Origin of the sequence: Acinetobacter sp. ANC 3882 (genome assembly GCF_022549545.1) — a bacterium.
In the GTDB taxonomy this organism is placed as follows: Bacteria; Pseudomonadota; Gammaproteobacteria; order Pseudomonadales; family Moraxellaceae; genus Acinetobacter.
Genome location: NZ_JAKZGB010000001.1, coordinates 87,616 through 104,674 on the forward strand (window position 1 = coordinate 87,616; position 17,059 = coordinate 104,674).

At 41.2% G+C, this 17,059-nt stretch carries 26 protein-coding genes; all 26 read left to right on the forward strand.

Annotated elements, in window-relative coordinates:
* Positions 1-26 precede the first annotated feature (26 nt).
* Positions 27-182 (forward strand): hypothetical protein, encoded by a 156-nt coding sequence (locus MMO42_RS00515; protein WP_241318725.1) that lies wholly within the window; start codon positions 27-29, stop codon positions 180-182.
* The gene (locus tag MMO42_RS00520; protein WP_241318726.1) at positions 182-994 is read left to right on the forward strand and encodes a replication protein; all 813 of its coding nucleotides are present in this window, start codon (positions 182-184) and stop codon (positions 992-994) included. The genes MMO42_RS00515 and MMO42_RS00520 overlap by 1 nt, the downstream gene beginning before the upstream one ends.
* The gene (locus MMO42_RS00525; protein ID WP_241318727.1) at positions 991-2,358 is read left to right on the forward strand and encodes a replicative DNA helicase; all 1,368 of its coding nucleotides are present in this window, start codon (positions 991-993) and stop codon (positions 2,356-2,358) included. The genes MMO42_RS00520 and MMO42_RS00525 overlap by 4 nt, the downstream gene beginning before the upstream one ends.
* Positions 2,355-3,176, forward strand: a complete 822-nt coding sequence (locus MMO42_RS00530) for a DNA adenine methylase (RefSeq protein WP_241318728.1) — start codon at positions 2,355-2,357, stop codon at positions 3,174-3,176. Before MMO42_RS00525 ends, MMO42_RS00530 begins: the two co-directional genes overlap by 4 nt.
* A complete protein-coding gene (locus MMO42_RS00535; protein WP_241318729.1) occupies positions 3,173-3,580 on the forward strand; it encodes a hypothetical protein in 408 nt (135 codons plus the stop codon). The genes MMO42_RS00530 and MMO42_RS00535 overlap by 4 nt, the downstream gene beginning before the upstream one ends.
* Positions 3,577-3,942 carry an HNH endonuclease signature motif containing protein gene (locus tag MMO42_RS00540; protein WP_241318730.1) on the forward strand — a complete coding sequence of 122 codons (366 nt, stop codon included), beginning with the start codon at positions 3,577-3,579 and terminating at the stop codon, positions 3,940-3,942. Before MMO42_RS00535 ends, MMO42_RS00540 begins: the two co-directional genes overlap by 4 nt.
* On the forward strand, positions 3,935-4,150 hold the full coding sequence (locus MMO42_RS00545; protein ID WP_241318731.1) for a hypothetical protein: 216 nt from the start codon (positions 3,935-3,937) through the stop codon (positions 4,148-4,150). Before MMO42_RS00540 ends, MMO42_RS00545 begins: the two co-directional genes overlap by 8 nt.
* The gene (locus MMO42_RS00550; protein WP_241318732.1) at positions 4,150-4,701 is read left to right on the forward strand and encodes a hypothetical protein; all 552 of its coding nucleotides are present in this window, start codon (positions 4,150-4,152) and stop codon (positions 4,699-4,701) included. The genes MMO42_RS00545 and MMO42_RS00550 overlap by 1 nt, the downstream gene beginning before the upstream one ends.
* Before the next feature lie 59 nt (positions 4,702-4,760).
* Positions 4,761-5,189: a VRR-NUC domain-containing protein gene (locus MMO42_RS00555; protein WP_241318733.1), complete on the forward strand. Its 429-nt coding sequence runs from the start codon at positions 4,761-4,763 to the stop codon at positions 5,187-5,189.
* A gap of 9 nt (positions 5,190-5,198) precedes the next feature.
* On the forward strand, positions 5,199-5,633 hold the full coding sequence (locus tag MMO42_RS00560; protein ID WP_241318734.1) for a hypothetical protein: 435 nt from the start codon (positions 5,199-5,201) through the stop codon (positions 5,631-5,633).
* 159 nt (positions 5,634-5,792) lie between these two features.
* On the forward strand, positions 5,793-6,083 hold the full coding sequence (locus MMO42_RS00565) for a hypothetical protein (RefSeq protein ID WP_241318735.1): 291 nt from the start codon (positions 5,793-5,795) through the stop codon (positions 6,081-6,083).
* A gap of 79 nt (positions 6,084-6,162) precedes the next feature.
* Positions 6,163-6,318: a hypothetical protein gene (locus MMO42_RS00570; RefSeq protein ID WP_241318736.1), complete on the forward strand. Its 156-nt coding sequence runs from the start codon at positions 6,163-6,165 to the stop codon at positions 6,316-6,318.
* On the forward strand, positions 6,311-6,586 hold the full coding sequence (locus MMO42_RS00575; RefSeq protein WP_241318737.1) for a hypothetical protein: 276 nt from the start codon (positions 6,311-6,313) through the stop codon (positions 6,584-6,586). The genes MMO42_RS00570 and MMO42_RS00575 overlap by 8 nt, the downstream gene beginning before the upstream one ends.
* Positions 6,586-6,777, forward strand: a complete 192-nt coding sequence (locus MMO42_RS00580; RefSeq protein ID WP_241318738.1) for a hypothetical protein — start codon at positions 6,586-6,588, stop codon at positions 6,775-6,777. The genes MMO42_RS00575 and MMO42_RS00580 overlap by 1 nt, the downstream gene beginning before the upstream one ends.
* 12 nt (positions 6,778-6,789) lie before the next feature.
* The gene (locus tag MMO42_RS00585; RefSeq protein ID WP_241318739.1) at positions 6,790-7,278 is read left to right on the forward strand and encodes a hypothetical protein; all 489 of its coding nucleotides are present in this window, start codon (positions 6,790-6,792) and stop codon (positions 7,276-7,278) included.
* 1 nt (position 7,279) lies between these two features.
* Positions 7,280-7,507 (forward strand): hypothetical protein, encoded by a 228-nt coding sequence (locus tag MMO42_RS00590; RefSeq protein WP_241318740.1) that lies wholly within the window; start codon positions 7,280-7,282, stop codon positions 7,505-7,507.
* A 42-nt stretch (positions 7,508-7,549) separates the two neighbouring features.
* Complete coding sequence (locus tag MMO42_RS00595; RefSeq protein WP_241318741.1) at positions 7,550-8,104, forward strand: terminase small subunit; 555 nt, start codon at positions 7,550-7,552, stop codon at positions 8,102-8,104.
* 4 nt (positions 8,105-8,108) lie between these two features.
* Positions 8,109-9,647, forward strand: a complete 1,539-nt coding sequence (locus MMO42_RS00600) for a terminase (RefSeq protein ID WP_241318742.1) — start codon at positions 8,109-8,111, stop codon at positions 9,645-9,647.
* 25 nt (positions 9,648-9,672) lie between these two features.
* On the forward strand, positions 9,673-11,727 hold the full coding sequence (locus MMO42_RS00605) for a portal protein (RefSeq protein WP_241318743.1): 2,055 nt from the start codon (positions 9,673-9,675) through the stop codon (positions 11,725-11,727).
* Entirely contained in the window at positions 11,720-12,586 is an 867-nt protein-coding gene (locus tag MMO42_RS00610; RefSeq protein ID WP_241318744.1) for a hypothetical protein, read from the forward strand. Before MMO42_RS00605 ends, MMO42_RS00610 begins: the two co-directional genes overlap by 8 nt.
* Before the next feature lie 3 nt (positions 12,587-12,589).
* A complete protein-coding gene (locus MMO42_RS00615; RefSeq protein ID WP_241318745.1) occupies positions 12,590-13,846 on the forward strand; it encodes a P22 phage major capsid protein family protein in 1,257 nt (418 codons plus the stop codon).
* Positions 13,847-13,907: 61 nt separating this feature from the next.
* A complete protein-coding gene (locus MMO42_RS00620) occupies positions 13,908-14,360 on the forward strand; it encodes a hypothetical protein (protein WP_241318746.1) in 453 nt (150 codons plus the stop codon).
* A 3-nt stretch (positions 14,361-14,363) separates the two neighbouring features.
* Complete coding sequence (locus tag MMO42_RS00625) at positions 14,364-14,846, forward strand: packaged DNA stabilization gp4 family protein (RefSeq protein WP_241318747.1); 483 nt, start codon at positions 14,364-14,366, stop codon at positions 14,844-14,846.
* Entirely contained in the window at positions 14,839-15,291 is a 453-nt protein-coding gene (locus MMO42_RS00630; protein ID WP_241318748.1) for a transcriptional regulator, read from the forward strand. The genes MMO42_RS00625 and MMO42_RS00630 overlap by 8 nt, the downstream gene beginning before the upstream one ends.
* 2 nt (positions 15,292-15,293) lie before the next feature.
* Positions 15,294-16,691, forward strand: coding sequence for a packaged DNA stabilization protein (locus tag MMO42_RS00635; RefSeq protein ID WP_241318749.1), 1,398 nt, complete (start codon positions 15,294-15,296; stop codon positions 16,689-16,691).
* Positions 16,691-17,059 (forward strand): hypothetical protein, encoded by a 369-nt coding sequence (locus MMO42_RS00640; protein WP_241318750.1) that lies wholly within the window; start codon positions 16,691-16,693, stop codon positions 17,057-17,059. The genes MMO42_RS00635 and MMO42_RS00640 overlap by 1 nt, the downstream gene beginning before the upstream one ends.

Genomic DNA, 17,059 nt, shown 5'->3' on the forward strand with positions numbered 1-17,059 from the left:
TCATTGTTCAATCAGGAGTAAACCAAGTGAACTATCAAATATTAGCAGACATTGAACTAAATCGGAAGATTAGTTTATTCCAGAAAGCGGTTGAGGCTTACACGCTTCATCGAACACTCAAAAATGCAACTGCTTTGGCTAAGGCTAAAGCTGAGTTGGCTTTGCATGCGTGGGGTGGGTGATGAACGTAGGTATTGATTTCGACCAATTTATAAAGCGGGTAGCACCTGTGGAAGATAATTACACCAAGAAGCCCAATGTTGTGTTTGATGATATCATGCGCAATGTAAGCGCAAATGCTTACAAATGCCTTGATGTAATCATTCGCTGCACACATGGCTATCAGCGTGAAAGCTATCCAATTGCATCATCTGTATTTCAGGAAATCACTGGTATCAAACGTCGTGAAACTGTCATTGATGCAATCCGAGAACTTGAACAATTAAAGATCATTTCTGTTGATCGAAGCACCCATGTAAACACTTTTTTTCTCACTCTATCTTTGTACGAAAAATCCGTACATGTACTAAATAACCGTACAGAGTTGTTATGTACTAAAAAACCGTACACAGTTAGTACGGATAAAGCGGACACTGTTTGTACGGAAAAACCGTACTTATATAAAGAAAGAAAGAAAAAAGAAAATACTAATACTGAAAAGCAGGAAAAATTCAGTTTTGCAGTAGCACTAAAAAACCTTGGTGCTGATGAACAACTCATCAAAGATTGGTTGATCGTACGTAAAACCAAAAAAGCATCAAACACACAAACTGCATTTTCAACTTTTGAAAACCAATTCAATAAAACTGATGTCCATATCAACACAGTTTTGAAGATCTGTATTGATCGTGACTGGAAAGGGTTCAATGCGGCTTGGTTGGCCAATGTGAATCTTTCTGAATACCAGGAACAAACTCAACAAGCCATCCCTGAACAACCACAGCAAAGCCAGTTCAAAGGTGTTGCTAAGCAATTTAAGGGGATGGAAGCATGATTGAATTATTTTCTATTCCCGTTGAGCAAAGCATCCTGTCAACGCTTATGACAATCGATCAGGCTGCTGATGAGATTATATCTGAGTTGGATGTGTCTGATTTCTATGCTGGCAAGCACCAAATCATTTTTGCTCATGTCAAAGCTCAACAAGCGAAGGGTGAGGCATTTGATGAGGTTACGATCTTTGAATTAATCAAAGCGAACTCACTTGAAGCCAAAGAGATAGACGAGCAGTTCATTGTCAATTTGATGAACCGAGTGAGCAATACAACTTTGCTCAATACACACCTGAAGAAACTCAAAGAGTTCTCAGTGCGTCGGAAGATTCAAGACCTGTCAAAACACATCAACACAATTGCAGTGGATATTGTGAGCTATGACGCTGAAACAGCAATTCAGAAGGTTCAGCAGCTTACAAATGGTCTAGAGTCGGGTGCAGTTCAAAACACACTTAAACACGCCCATGAATTCTCTAAAGCAGCAGTGACTGAGTTCCTTACCCGTCATCAAGCAATCCATGAGAACAAGCCGTATTACGGTGGTGTGAAGACTGGATTTATTGAACTGGATAATAAGCTAGGCGAAGTGTCGAAAGGTGATTTAGTTCTTATAGGTGCTCGTCCATCAATGGGTAAAACAACATTCGCTCAAAACCTAGCAACTGACATGATGATCAATCAATCACTACCAGTGTTGTTCGTTTCAATCGAAATGTCAGGGATGCAGATTGCACAGCGTTTGATTAGTGGCCTTGGTCAAATTGAATTAAGCAAAGTTCTATCAGGTAAAGCACAAAGCCATGATGTAGGGAAAATTGATCGTGCTTCACGCTTAATCGAGAAAGCGCCTTTGATGATTGACGACAGTGCCCGTTCAACGACGGCTTCAATTCGCCGATCTGCCCGCAAGCTTCAAGCTCAATACGGAAAAGTCGGGGCAATCTTTGTTGATTACGTCCAGAAGGTCACACCACTTACCAAAAACAACTTTGGTCGTGGCGATAAAGACATCGGAGAAATATCAGGTGATTTAAAGCGCATAGCGCGTGATTTTGATTGTCCTGTATTCGCACTAGCACAGTTGAATAGAAACCTTGAAAACCGTCCAAACAAGCGCCCTGTGAACGCTGATTTAAAAGAGTCAGGCGATCTCGAACAGGATGCAGACATCATCATGTTTATTTACCGCGATGAAGTTTACAACAAGGATTCTAAAGAGGCTGGTACCGCAGAAATCATTATTGGTAAAGCGCGTAATGGCTCAATCGGAACAGTTCGATTAGCAACTGATTTGGCAAGATCAACATTTGCAGACCTAAGTCCTGAGTATTACGAGGCGTTAGGCGTTGGAGGTGCAGCGTGAAACATCCTCTAATCAGATATCACGGTGGAAAGTTTAGATTGTCAGATTGGATTATCTCTCACTTTCCAAAGCATGAAACATATGTTGAGCCGTTTGGTGGTGGTGCGTCTGTGCTGTTGAGCAAATTGCCAAGCCGAATGGAAGTCTATAACGATCTTGATAGTGAAGTAGTTAATTTCTTTGAAGTGCTAAGAGATCAGCAGCTTGCAGAAGAATTGGCAAAACAGATCGAGCTAACACCCTATGCTCGTGAAGAGTTCTTAAATGCTCGAGCTGAAACAAATGACAAAGTTGAATTGGCACGTCGTTTAGTAGTGCGCGCACAAATGGGATTTGGCAGTGCAGGAGCAACAAGGGGGAATACAGGTTTTCGTTTAGATACAGCTCGAGGCGGAAGTGACATTGTGACCATCTGGCAACGTCAACCAGAAGTAATTCTTCAAGCTGCTGCACGATTAAAGAAAGTTTTAATTGAGAACAGAGATGCAATCAAAGTAATCCAAGACCATGACAGAGAAAACACTCTTTTCTTTGTAGATCCCCCTTATGTACATGAAACAAGAACAATGGGTGGTAAAGCATACCGACATGAGATGACCAATGCTGATCATGAACAATTGATTTCAGTTTTAAAAGATTGCAAGGGCAAAGTGATTTTGTGTGGTTATGAGCATCCAATTTATGAATCTCTGAATTGGAAGAAAATAGTGAAGTCTACAACAGGATCTGGGCAGGCAGGGTCAGCGCAAAGAGAAGAAGTTCTTTGGATTAATCCGCAGGCTGAAACACAACAAGACCTATTTGGAGAAGTGGTATGAACAAACCAATATCACCAAACATGTACATCAAGCCAGATTACAGCGCACAGGTTGAACAGTGGTTAGCTGAGGGTAATCAGATTAAAGCGCTAGTTCATGGTGAAGGCGCACTAAGCAAGAATTTCAACAACCGAGACAAAAGCAAGTCACCTCAAGATGCAATGCGACAAGTTATGTCGAACTCAGTTGCTATCGCAAAAGCTCAAAAGGCTAATCCATTTGTGAAAGCTAGAGCAGAGGCAAGATCAAAAGGGTTGATTCATTACACAGGATGCAAATGTAAGAGCTGTGGTAGCACGAAAAAGTTTGTATCAACGAATAGTTGTGTGGAATGTAATCGTTCAAAGGCGGCAATAAGAATGAGTAATAAGAACATGACCAAGCGTGACGGAGAAGGGCGATGAAATTAACCAAAGCTCAAAGAGCAGATATAAAAATGAAGTTTGGTGGCATGTGTTCTTACTGCGGTGAGTTACTTGGGGAGAATTGGCAAGCTGATCATTTAATTCCGATCCGTAGAAATGGCGATGGTACTTGTATGAATCCTGAACATGATGTGATTGAGAACCTTATGCCTGCCTGTGCTATCTGCAACAAGAACAAGCACTCATTCACATTGGAGTTCTGGCGCAAACAGCTAGAAGATTCAAATCGAAAGTTACGTGATTACGTGGCTAATTACCGTCTAGCTTTAATGTTTGGTCAAGTTCAGGAAACTACTAGCCAGATTGTCTTTCATTTTGAGCAGGTGGCAATCAATGATTGAGTTCGTAACAGTTTGGATTTTAACAGTTGGCTATTTCGAATATGACTATCAGAAAGGCGGTCCAGCTACTTATCAATTGCAGTATGCCACTCAATCTGTCTGTGAAAAGCAAAAGAAAAACCATGTTTTTGAAAATAAAGGTGCCAAGACAAGATTTTGGGCTAGATGTGATTTTCAGCAAATCCCAGTTTATAAGCAGGTGAAGTGATGAGAAGTGAATTATTTAAAACAGCACTCCAAAGCTACAAAGATGAATGGTCTAAATGCTTGCATGAAGGTGGTGAAGGTAAGCGTGTAGCCGCTTTCTTAGAGAAGATCGACCATCAAATCCCACTATCACAACATATGTTTGATGTTGCTTGGAATCACCGCCAGACCGAGGTGGATGAGCTTACTCAACTTTATGCTAAGGAACTGTTCAATAAGAAGGTTGTAGCTAAGAAAGCGTCAGAGAAGATGGCAGAGTTACAACTTCAAAAGGATGATCTGCAAAAGCGGGTGGATTTATTAGAGGCAACATTGCAGTCAGAAAGATGGGATAAAGACGCAGGATTCAAAATATTCTTTAAAGCTCGTGATACTCAAGGGCAGTGGCATGGATTCGAGAAAAAACCTGAATATTACGAGGTTGGTGGATATTGGACGAATGGAGGAAAGTCTATTTATCTACAGGGTGATGAATGGTGCGATAGAGAAACTGCAATCAATTCACTTACCTCGGTGAAAGAGCAGGCGCTCAAGGGTGGACCTAATGACTGACTTTCAAGCGTTCTTATTATTTGCAGCATTCTTGGCGTTAATTGGAATTTGGAGCTGATATGAACACAACTTTCAAAGAGGCTCAAAGAAGTAGATCAAAACCTGTGGCGCGTTCTAAACGCGTTCACAAGGTGCCGACAGAAGATCAAGAGCAAATCACTCTTATGTCATGGGCGCATCATGTGAAGTTCAAAGATGGTCGATTGAGTGATTATTTATTTCATATCCCCAATGGTGGCTCACGTAATGTGATTGAAGCGTCAAAACTCAAGAAGATGGGTGTGAAAGCAGGTGTACCAGATTTACAACTGATTGTTCCAAATGGATTGGTCCACGGCTTATGGATCGAACTCAAATCGAAAGCAGGTAAGTTGCAGCCAAGCCAAAGATTAATGATGCAACGATTAGAAGAGCAAGGTTATTTATGCAAAGTCTGCTTTGGGGCGGACGAAGCAATACAAGAAATTAAAAAATATTTATGTATTTGAGGTGACGGCATGAATGCGGCAGTAGCTACACCAGTAATGGACTGGACAAAATATACAATTGACGGATGGTTGGAGCAGTTCGGCGCTTGGTGTGAAACTGTGCGCATGAAAGGCGGTGATTTACCTGATGGTTTGCATATCAATCAAATCTACTGGTTGATGCGTGAAGCAGGCAAAGAGATGCCAAAGAGCAAATCTTATATTCGTTGTCAGATTGATGACTATGAAGCTGATCAAGTTCAAGCTTTGTTACGCAGCATCTTGAGCAAGGGTGATTACACTGTGAAGTTTGCACTAATGTGTTTGATCAAACATAAGGTTGAAAACAGATCATTATCAGCGGTTGCAGACATCACAAATCAATCAAAACAAATGACGCACATGATGATTAACTGTGCTCGATTCCACCTCAATGGCTATGATAAAAGATTAAAAATACAGTAATTGACTGGTCGACCAGAATGTGGCATATTTCTGTTATAGTGGATGAAGTTATAGTAATTCACTAAGTATTTAAAAGCTCATCGAAAGGTGGGCTTTTTTGTTGTCTAAAGTTTCCTCTTTATGCCCTGCTTCGGTGGGGCTTTTTTATTGGAGCATCCAATGCCTCACTATATGAAAAAGCCTGTGGTTATTGAAGCTTTCCGATTGGGCGTGAACTGGCCTCAAGGCAATTGCAATGATTGGTTTCATGATGCAGTCACCAACGGAATTGTTATCACTCACAATATGGGTAAGTTTCGCAATCCAACTCAAGAAACATATATCGAAATTAAAACTCTGGAAGGATTGATGCGTGGTGAAATTGGAGATTACATCATTAAGGGAATCAAAGATGAAATCTATCCTTGCAAACCAGACATCTTTGAACTGACATATGAAAAAGTTGAATGAGTATGGACACAATCGAAGCGAATCAGAGCTATTGATAATCAGATCTCAAACATCAAACAGAATTTGAAAGGTGTAAACAATGGATAATGAAGAATTACTAGGGCAGCTTGAATCAGTTGCTAATTTCATGCGTGGTATGCAGTTCGATCCACGTATCCCACAAGATGTAAAAGAAGCACTAAGTTATCGAGTTCAGAAGATTAATGAACTTATTGATCAGCACCTAGATGCGTGATGCAAAGCGATTAGCTGAGATTAGAAGGCTACCATGCGTTAGATGTGGCTCTAGTCCTTCGCAAGCAGCTCACAGTAATTTAAGCAAGCATGGCAAAGGCAGAGGTATTAAAGCCAGTGACGAGTTTACAGTGCCCTTGTGTTATCCCTGCCATTCTGCATTCGATGCGTTCAAACTAGGCACAAGACAAGAATCAGAAGCTTTGTTTAATGGGTGGTTAAAAAAGACTAAAAGGATGTTGAATATTAATAATGATGAGGTGTTTTGATGGGCAAGAAGAAAGCTAAAGCCTTACATGAAGTCAGTTGGCTCCACATGGGTAAAACAGAAGAATATGAAGAACTGAAAGCTGATATTCAATTTGTATGCAAAGACGTTCAAGGCTTCATCAAAGAAATTGCTGTTAATGACATTGTTCAAACGTTTTTAAAACATGGGTACATAGTCGTGAAAAAATAGTTTGAGGTCAGTATGAATCCAGCGACATTCACAATCAAAGATCATTCAGACATCACTAAAACAATGTCGTACCTTCATACCAATTACACACAGGCTAATTTTGAGAATAAGCCTTTGGTTGTGACGATTAAGTCATTTGACGGTGATAGGTCAAAAGCTCAAAACCGACTCTATTGGAAATGGTTATCACAGTGGGCGAAAAGACAAGGCACAGAAAAAGATTATGAACATAATTTTTTTAAACGAACTCTGCTTTCACGTATTTATTACCGTGATGACGTTGGTGAGTATCGCAAGACTTATGATGCGGTGAGGCAGTTAAGGGCTGAACAACATCCGCTTTATCAGCAGTTGGCTGATAGCGTTGCAATGCTGACTTCAACGACTGACGCATCAATTGCCCAGTTCACTGAATACTTAAACGACATACATGCATTTTGTTTGAAACAAGGGTGTTACTTAGAAACGCCTGATGATTTGATTTATGCGTTGGAGAATTAAAGTGAAATCATACCAAGTATGGCTGGAAGGTTACGCAGCCACAGGAGAGCATCAGCCAGCTCAATTTGTTGATGGGGTTGATGCAGTAAGTTTTGTCGATGCTGTGAAAAGTGCACTCCAGAATAAAGAATGGGATATGAAATACTTAAACATTGTGCGAGATAACCCTGTTTATTGGGGTTGTAGATTTTATGACAATGAAGAAGAAGCAAGAAAAGCTTTTGGATAGTAGATCAAACCGCCAAAGTGGCGGTTTTTTAATGAGGTAAATATGGAACAAATCAAAGGCGCAGAACCTTTAAAAAATCTACGTCATGAAGAGTTCTGCCACGAATATTTAAAAACACTAAGCCCGCAAGCAGCAGGTGAAGCAGTAGATTTCAAAACCCGCCAATATGCATGGGAAGTGCTGCAACGTGAAGAAGTTCAAGAGCGAATCGCATATCTCAATACACAGCGCTTAAATCGTGTTGATGTTGATGCGGATTATGTGCTCAAGCGTCTTGTTGAAATCGACAAGATGGATGTCCTAGACATCATGGATGATAACTATTGCCTTAAGCCAATCGGCGATTGGCCTCCTATCTGGCGCCAGTATGTTTCAAACATTGAAAACACAGAAGAGTTTGAAGGGCGTGGTGATGATAAGTCACAGACAGGCTGGCTCAAAAAGATCAAATGGCCTGATAAGGTAAAAAATCTTGAACTTCTTGGTAAACATATTGCCGTGGGTGCATTTAGAGAGAAGATTGAGCATGACTTGGCAGACCCTCTTAAAGAACTGTTAGAGCGTGCAAGCGGAAATACCTTAAAACCAAAAGGATAGAACTATGACATCGGATGAGCTAGAAAAAAACTTGTCTGATCCATGGTGGCGTCTTACAAGTGGTTTTTTATATCAAATCCTAATTAAGGGTGATGACGAGACAGAAGGGTTAAAAGCTCCTTTCATTCCAAATGAGCATCAAATCAATTTCATTGAGAATTTGTGGTACCGAAATATTATCCTAAAAGCTCGTCAGTTAGGTTTTACCACCATGATTGCAATCTATTATTTGGATTGTTGTTTATTTGGTAAGGGTGATACTCGTGCTGGGATGATTGCACAAGACAAGTATGCAGCAGACAAGCTTTTCCGAGATAAAGTTAAGTTCGCTTATGACAATTTACCACCAGAAATCAAGTTTAAATTCCCTTTAGCGCGTGATAGTGCAAGTGAGTTGTTATTTGCTCACAACAATAGCTCTATCACAGTTGGAACATCAATGCGTTCAGGAACATTGCAATATTTGCATGTTTCTGAGTTCGGTAAAATCTGTGCAAAGTATCCGGATAAAGCTAAAGAGGTTTTGACAGGTTCAATTCCTGCTGTCTCAACCAATGGAATTGTTGTAATTGAATCTACAGCAGAAGGTGATGAAGGTGCGTTCTTCAATATGTGCGAAACAGCACGAAATAAGAAGGCTTCAGGAACTGAATTAAGTAAGAAGGATTTTAGATTCCACTTCTATCCATGGCAGGGAGCAACAGAATATTCTCTTGATGCGAATGTTCACATCACATCTAAAGAGCATGGGTATTTTGACCGAATCGAGCAAGAAAGCGGTGACACTATTGGTGTATCTCAGCGTAATTGGTACATAGCAACGCGTGACAACGACTTTCAAGGTTCATCTGAGCTGATGTGGCAGGAATATCCATCCACTCCAGAAGAGGCGTTTAAGAAGTCAAAAGAGGGATGCTGGTACACAGAACAATTCATTAAGGTTCGTAAAGAGCAGCGTATTTGCTCTCTACCAATTCGCACAGATGTTCCTGTAAATACATTTTGGGACATTGGCAACTCAGATGGTACTGCCATTTGGTTTCATCAGCGCGTTGGTATGCAAGATCTATTTATTGATTTTGAAGAAGGATGGGGCGAGCCATACGAATACTTTGTGAAGCTAATGCAAAGCAAGGGATATTTGTGGGGCAAACACTATCTACCACATGATGGCGCTCATGCTCGTCAAGGCGAAAGTCAAAATCTATCTCCACAACAAATGCTCAAGAATCTCGGGTTAACCGATGTTGATATTGTTCCCCGTGTTTCTGAATTACTCCATGGTATCAATAAAACACGTGATGCCTTGATGAATGATGTCTGGTTTGATGTTGACCGCTGCAAAGAAGGGTTAAGACATCTTGAGAACTACACAAGGAAATTCAATTCACATGCACAAACTTACACAAGTGAGCCAGTGAAGTCGGATGGCAATTCAGAATCTGCAGATGCATTCCGTCAGTTTGCCCAAATCCGTGAGCAAATCGGCGTAATAAAAAAACCACCAAAAGTTCAAGTAATCCCTACAGCGCATCGCTGGTAAAAATTCAATTAAGTGAGGTCAAGTTGTGACTAAAAAAGATCAACTTGTGGACATTCACGCCCGTGCAAAAAAGCAATTCGACATTATTCAAAGCGCTGTTAGAGATGAACGTCAACAGTGTTTAGAGGATCGTCGTTTCTATTCGATTGCTGGCGCCCAATGGGAAGGCCAATTGGGTGAGCAGTTCGCAAACAAACCAAAATTTGAAGTCAACAAAATCCACTTGGCTGTCATTCGTATTATTAACGAGTACCGGAACAATCGAATCACAGTAGATTTTGTCTCAAAAGATGGGTCTAAGAATGATGATTTAGCTGACACCTGTGACGGGTTGTATCGCGCTGATGAGCAGGATTCAGGGGCAGAAGAAGCCTACGACAATGCTTTCGAGGAAGCTGTTGGTGGTGGCTTTGGTGCTTTTAGATTACGTGCTTGTGAAGAAGATGAGGAAGACGAAGAAAACGAGCGTCAGCGCATCCGAATCGAACCTATCTTTGATGCTGATTCATGTGTCTTCTTTGACTTAGATGCAAAACGTCAAGACAAAGCTGATGCTAAGTTTTGCTTTGTTCTATCATCAATGACACCTGATCGCTATGAGGAAGAATACAAAGAAAGCCCTGCATCTTGGAACAAAGATATTCGCAATGATGAATTTGACTGGTGCACACCTGACATCGTCTATGTTGCCGAATACTACGTTGTGGAGAAGGTCAAAGAGAAGGTTCACATCTTCCAATTGATCGATGGCACTGAAGAACGACACACAGAAGAAGAGCTTGAAAAAGATACTTCTATTCGTGAAAAGCTTGATGCAACAGGCGCTCAAGAGCTTCGAATCAAGACAAATGAGCGATGCAAAGTACACAAGTACATCATGAGTGGATCATCAATTCTAGAAGATTGTGGCTACATTGCTGGTCGATTCATTCCAATTGTTCCTGTCTATGGCAAACGCTGGTTCATTGACAATGTAGAGCGTTGCATGGGGCATGTTCGCTTATGTAAGGATGCTCAACGACTCAAGAACATGCAATTAAGCCGACTTGGTGAGATTGCAGCATTGTCGCCTATTGAAAAGCCGATTTTAACTCCTGCTCAAGTAGCAGGGTTTGAGAACATGTGGGCTAATGACAATTTGGTTAATAATCCATATCTGCTCATCAATGAACTAGAAGATGCTCAAGGAAATATTGTAGCAACAGGGCCTACATCCTACACAAAACCGCCTGCTATACCACAGGCATTAGGCGCATTGCTTCAAATCACCGATACAGACATCAAAGAACTTCTTGGTAACCAAGAACAGGGTGAAAAGATCAGTGCAAATGTGAGTGCAGAAGCAATTGATCTGGTTCAGGGTCAGCTTGGCATGCAGTCCTACATTTATGTAGATAACTTTGCTAAGGCAATTAAGCGCTGCGGAACTATTTGGCTATCAATGGCCAAAGAACTTTATGTTGAAGAAGGTCGTCGCATGAAGACGATCGGCAAGCAAGATGAAGTTGATAGTGCAGAGTTGTCGCGCCCAGTTGTTGGTGAATCAGGCCTTGAATATGAGAACGATTTAACGAAGGCATCTTTTGATGTTGGTGTTGATGTTGGTCCAACGTCTTCAAGCAAGAAATCAGCAATTGTTCGTTCAATGCAAGCGTTACTCCCTTACACGACTGATCCTCAAGACTTAAAAATCCTTCTAGCCATGATTTACATGAATATGGAAGGCGAAGGTATTAAAGACTTCCGCAACTATTATCGAAAGTACTTAGTTCAAGCTGGTGTCGTTGAGCCTACAGAGGAAGAGCAGCAACAGATGATGGAGGCTGCACAGAATCAGCCACCTGATCCACAAACAGAATTAGCGCAAGCTCTTGCAGCAGAAGCACATTCCAAGGCTATGAAAGCTCAGGCCGACACTTATCTTACTGCTGCTAAGACAGAGCAAACCAAAGCTGATACAGCAAAAACCTTATCTGATATGGAAATAGGGCAGAGAGATTCTGCCTTAGCTTTATATCAGCAAATTAATGAAAGCATGGCGTCCGCTCAGCCTATGAGTGAGGGAGTTACAAATGTCTGAACAAGAGCAAGATCAAATCGAAAATGAAGAGCTGGAAACAGAAACTCAAGAGCAGGAAGAACATCGAGATGATGAACAACCTGACACTGAGGAAGCTGAAACAGAAGAGTTCTTCATTGGAATTGAGGGTGAAGAGCCACAACAGCAAGAAGATCCGTTCCGAGGCGAGCCAGCACCTGAGTGGGTGAAGGATTTACGCAAAAAAGAACGTGAGAATCAGAAGCGAATCAAAGAGCTTGAATCCGAGTTGTCTGTACATCGAAAACCAGCAGAAATCGATTTAGGTGAGAAGCCTACTTTAGAAAGTGTTGGTTATGACACAGATGAGTTTGATCGCCAAATAACTGATTGGTATGCAAAGAAAGCTCAATACGAACAGCAAGAGCAAGCTAAGAAAGCTGAACAGGAAAAGGCTAATAAGAGCTGGCAAGACCGTGTTAGTAATTATGAAGCCAAGAAGTCAGAGCTCAAAACCAAACACAAAGTTCGTGATTTTGATGAAGCCGAAGAAGTTGCGAGAGGCACTTTAAATGAGCTTCAACAAAACATGATTGTGATGGGGGCTAAACAACCTGAATTGCTAATCTATCACTTGGGTACAAATCCTGAAAAGGCTAAGAAGCTTGCAAGCATTACAGATCCAATTCAATTCGCATTTGAGGCGGGTTCACTTGATCACCAATTAAAAGTTCAGACACGAAAACCACAAACATCACCTGAGCGAAAAGTCGCAGGTTCAGGCTCGTTAAGCGGAACTACTGACTCGACTCTAGAAAAGTTACGCGCTGAAGCTGAAAAGACAGGTGATTACACCAAAGTAAACCAGTATAAGCGCACACAAAAACAGAATAAGGATTAATTTATGTCTAATGCTTTTAGTAAAGAAGAACGTGTAGCATTTGAAGACCTTTTGGAAGGTTTTCAAGATCAACTTGTTCTTTCAAAACTTGTAAATAAGTATCGAATGAATGATGTTGAAGCTGAACGCTCTAACAATACCATTTGGCGTCCAATGCCATACATTGCAACATCTTATGATGGTATGGATCAAACAAGTAACTTCAAAGATAAAACTCAATTATCTGTACCTGCAACAATTGGCTATAAAAAATCTAGCCCTTGGATTCTTGATGCACAAGAGTTGCGAGATCAGTTGCAAGAAAACCGACTTGGTGATGCTGCAAAACAGAAACTTGCCTCAGATATCAATTTGGCAGTATCTAAAGTTGCTTCATTACAGGGTACTTTAGTTGTCAAGCGCACAGGTGCTGCAACAGGATTTGACGATGTGGCTCTTGCTGATGCAATCATGAATGAGCAGGGTGTGCAGATGAATGATCGTCGAATTGCTTTGGCAACGCGTGATTACAATTCAATGGCAGGTGACTTGGCTAAGCGTCAAAATGTTGTAGGGAAGGTTCAAACTGCATACGATCGCGCATACATTGGTGATGTTGCAGGTTTTGATGCATTCAAACTTGACTACTCAGAGCGCTTAGGTGCTGCAACAGCAACAGGTGTAACAATTGGTGCTGCTAACCAATATTACACACCTAAAGCCACTTCAACAGCTGGCACTGGTGAAGTAAGTAATGTGGATAACCGCTATCAAACCATTACGGTTGCAGTAACAGGTGGTGCACTTAAAGAAGGTGATGCATTCACTATCACAGGTGTTGAATCTGTTCATCAAATCACTAAGCAAGCAACTGGTCAGCTAAAAACTTTCCGAATTGTTAAGGTGAATAGTGCTACATCCGTTGTAATTTCACCTCCAATTGTTTCTGGTCAAGGTACTACTGAAGCTGAAAAGCAATATCAGAATGTGAGTGCTACACCAGCCAATGGTGCAGTTATTACTATGCTGAACACTGTAACTGCTTATGCAAACCCTTTCTGGCACCGTGATGCAATTGAGTTAATTCCAGCTCGCTATGCTGTGCCAACAAATGCGGGTGCTGCTGTACTTCGAGCAACCACAGATCAAGGTATTGAACTGGTATTCCAGAAGCAATATGACATCAACACAATGAAAACAAAGTATCGTTTAGACACTATGTTTGGTGTGGTGATGGTAAATCCAGAAATGGCTGGTATTGAGCTATTTAATCAAACCTAACCTAGACCTAGTGACGACAAATGCCCGCTTATTGCGGGCGTTGTCATTTTTGGAGGCTGAAATGTCAGATGAATACCCTAAAGCGTTGTACCGCGGTGATTCTAAAACTTATGAACATGTCATTGCGGATGGAGAAGAGCATGAACAGCATTTGCGTGAGCAAGGCTATGTCAATTACGCAGAGCTAAAAGAACCTGAAGTTATTGTGATTGGAAAAGCTAGTGGTTCAAGTGGTGAACTAAATAAAGTAAAGCAAGAGTTGCTTGAAGCACTACAGACAATTGAGCAAAAGGACGAGAAAATACTTGATCTGCAATCTACCTTTATTGCTGAAAACAATAAATTGCGCCAACAAATTCGCCAACTAGAACTAAGTAAATTAGATGCTGGTGAAATTCGCAAAATCCTTGATGAAAAACAAGTGAAATATGGCGCTCGTGATAGCAAAGATGAGCTTGTAAAGCTTGTTTTTGATGCTGAATATCCTATTTTTGTTGATCCAGAAGAGGAATAAGCCATGTCATGGACAAAGCGGCAAATCATTGATCAAGCATTTGAAGAAATAGGTCTTGCGGCAACGTCCTTTGATTTGCAACCTGACCAGTATGAAAGTGCCAGACGCAAAATGGATACGATGGTTGCAGTATGGTCATCTAAAAATATCCAGATTGGCTATCCATTGCCAAGTGAAGCCAACAGCAGTGATCTAGATCAAGAAACCAATGTTCCTGACTATGCTGTTGAAGCTATCTACTTAAAGTTGGCAATTAAGATTGCGCCCGCATTTGGTAAAGCTATTTCACCTGAAACTAAAACACAAGCTGCTGAAGCTTATAACAACTTGGTACGAATGGCAGTCAAGATGCCACCACAAATGAAATATAGCTGCTCATTGCCAAGTGGCGCAGGGCATAAATATCGTTGTGACAAGTTCATTGTCAATAAGCAAGACAATAACGTTTTATCCCCAACACAAGATGTGGAGTTCTTTAATGAGTAAACGACTTAATACTGTTGATTCCTTAATGTTGGGTGATCAAGTTGTAATTTATCGTGGTAATTGCACAGACTTCCGAGCAGTTCCAATTGATGTTTTAAAAGATGAGATTCTCAAAGACATTCCAATTCCAGAATTTAAAACCCCTGTAGTGCAGCACTACAACCCAAATGGTGACTTCACTCTCTATGTGGAGAATCATCCAGAGGGAACTTTTTTATTGCTCAATCCAACAACAGGGATTGCAAATGGCACAGTAGTTTTGCCTGATGCGGCTGAGGTTTTAGATAAGCAAATTGTTTCATTCTCATGCTCACAGCAAATCACATATTTAACTGTAAATGGCAATGGTGCCGCTGTAGTTGGCGCACCCAATGCAATCTCAGCAACAGCTTTCTTTAAGATTCAGTACGACAAATTATCAGGTACTTGGTATCGAGCGGGGTAAACATGCAAATCCCTATCTTAAATGGCATTTACACTGATCAGAACTCAGATTTTCGCACTTCTTACCCACGAAACATGATTCCAGTGCCTAAAGAACAGGGGATTTCTCAAGGTTATCTTCGACCTGCTGAGGGCATTGATCAATTTGCTAATGTTCCTGCTGTTGATCGTGGTGGTATTGAATGGAATGGAACTTGTTATCGAGTTTGCGGAAACAAGTTTATTAAGGTTGATGCCTCTGGTGTAGTGACAGAAATTGCTGAATTGATGGGTTATGGACAATGCAACTTTGACTATTCATTTGATTACTTGGCTATCAACTCACATCCTCATTTGTATCTCTACAATGGCACTGAATTAAAGCAGATCACTGATAACGATCTTGGTGTTGTGGTCGATGTGCTTTGGGTGGATGGGTATTTCATGACAACAGATGGTGAGTTTCTTGTCATTACTGAGTTGAATGATCCTTTCCAAGTAAATCCTTTGAAATATGGCTCTTCGGAAGTTGATCCAGACCCAATCAATGCATTGATCAAAGTACGCAACGAAGTGTATGCACTTAACCGGTACACAATCGAGATCTTTGATAACGTTGGCGGAGATAATTTCCCATTTGCCCGTATTGATGGAGCAATGGGAACTCGTGGCACATTAGGTACAAAGACTTGCTGCAAGTATATGGATGCAGTCGCATTCCTTGGTGGTGGCAAGAATGAACCAGTTGCTTTGTGGTTATCAGCCAATGGCTCAACCAACAAAATCTCTACTCGTGAAATTGAACAAATCATTCATCAATACAGTGAAGATATTCTTTCTCAATGCTTGATGGAATCGCGCTTAGTTGATGGCCATAACTGGCTTTATTTACATTTACCTGATCAAGCCCTTGTTTATGACTCAGCCGCATCAGAAGCCACCCAACAGCCTGTCTGGTTCACATTAAGTTCTGGTCTGGTCAAAAGCCAATACTTGGCTCAAAACTTTGTATGGTGCTATGGAAAGTGGATTGCAGGACATCCTGTTCTTGCAAAACTAGGTGTTCTCACAAATGAGCATGGTGAGCACTGGGGTGAGGAAGTTTCATGGGAATTTGGAACAACAATTCTCTATAACGAATCTCGCGGTGCCATCTTTCATCAGATCGAATTAGCTTGCCTTACTGGTCGAGTTGCCTTGCATAAAAATCCAATCATTTCTACATCATGGTCATCTGATGGAATGAATTGGTCTAATCCAAAACAAATCAGGTCTGGAAAAGTTGGCGAGCAGAATAAGCGACTTGTCTGGTTTCAACAGGGCTATATGAACAACTGGCGCATTCAGAAGTTCTCAGGCACATCAGATAGCAGACTCACTGTAGCGCGCATAGAGGCTTATATAGAGCCCTTGGGGGTGTAATGGCTACCACAGATCAATTCAAAGTCTTACGCAGCGATTTAGAGCGTATGTGTGGTGGTAATCAACGATTGGTTAAGGCATTCGAAAACCTATCCCGAATCCTTCCTATCAACAACGATCCTACAGACGAAGCAATTGAAGCAGCTCAGATTACCGCCGATACCGCAACCGCTCAAGCCTTCTTAGCATTATCGCTTATTGATGCAGTTAAACAACTTGCGGAAATCATAGCAACTGAGCCTAAGCATGTTTGCACTACTCAACAATTCGAAGACTTAAGCCCAAGAACAGAAGTCGTTCAGCAAAACGTAATCATTCCTTCCTATCAGCTTACAGAGCCGATGAATCTAAATTTAGAGGTCTATTAA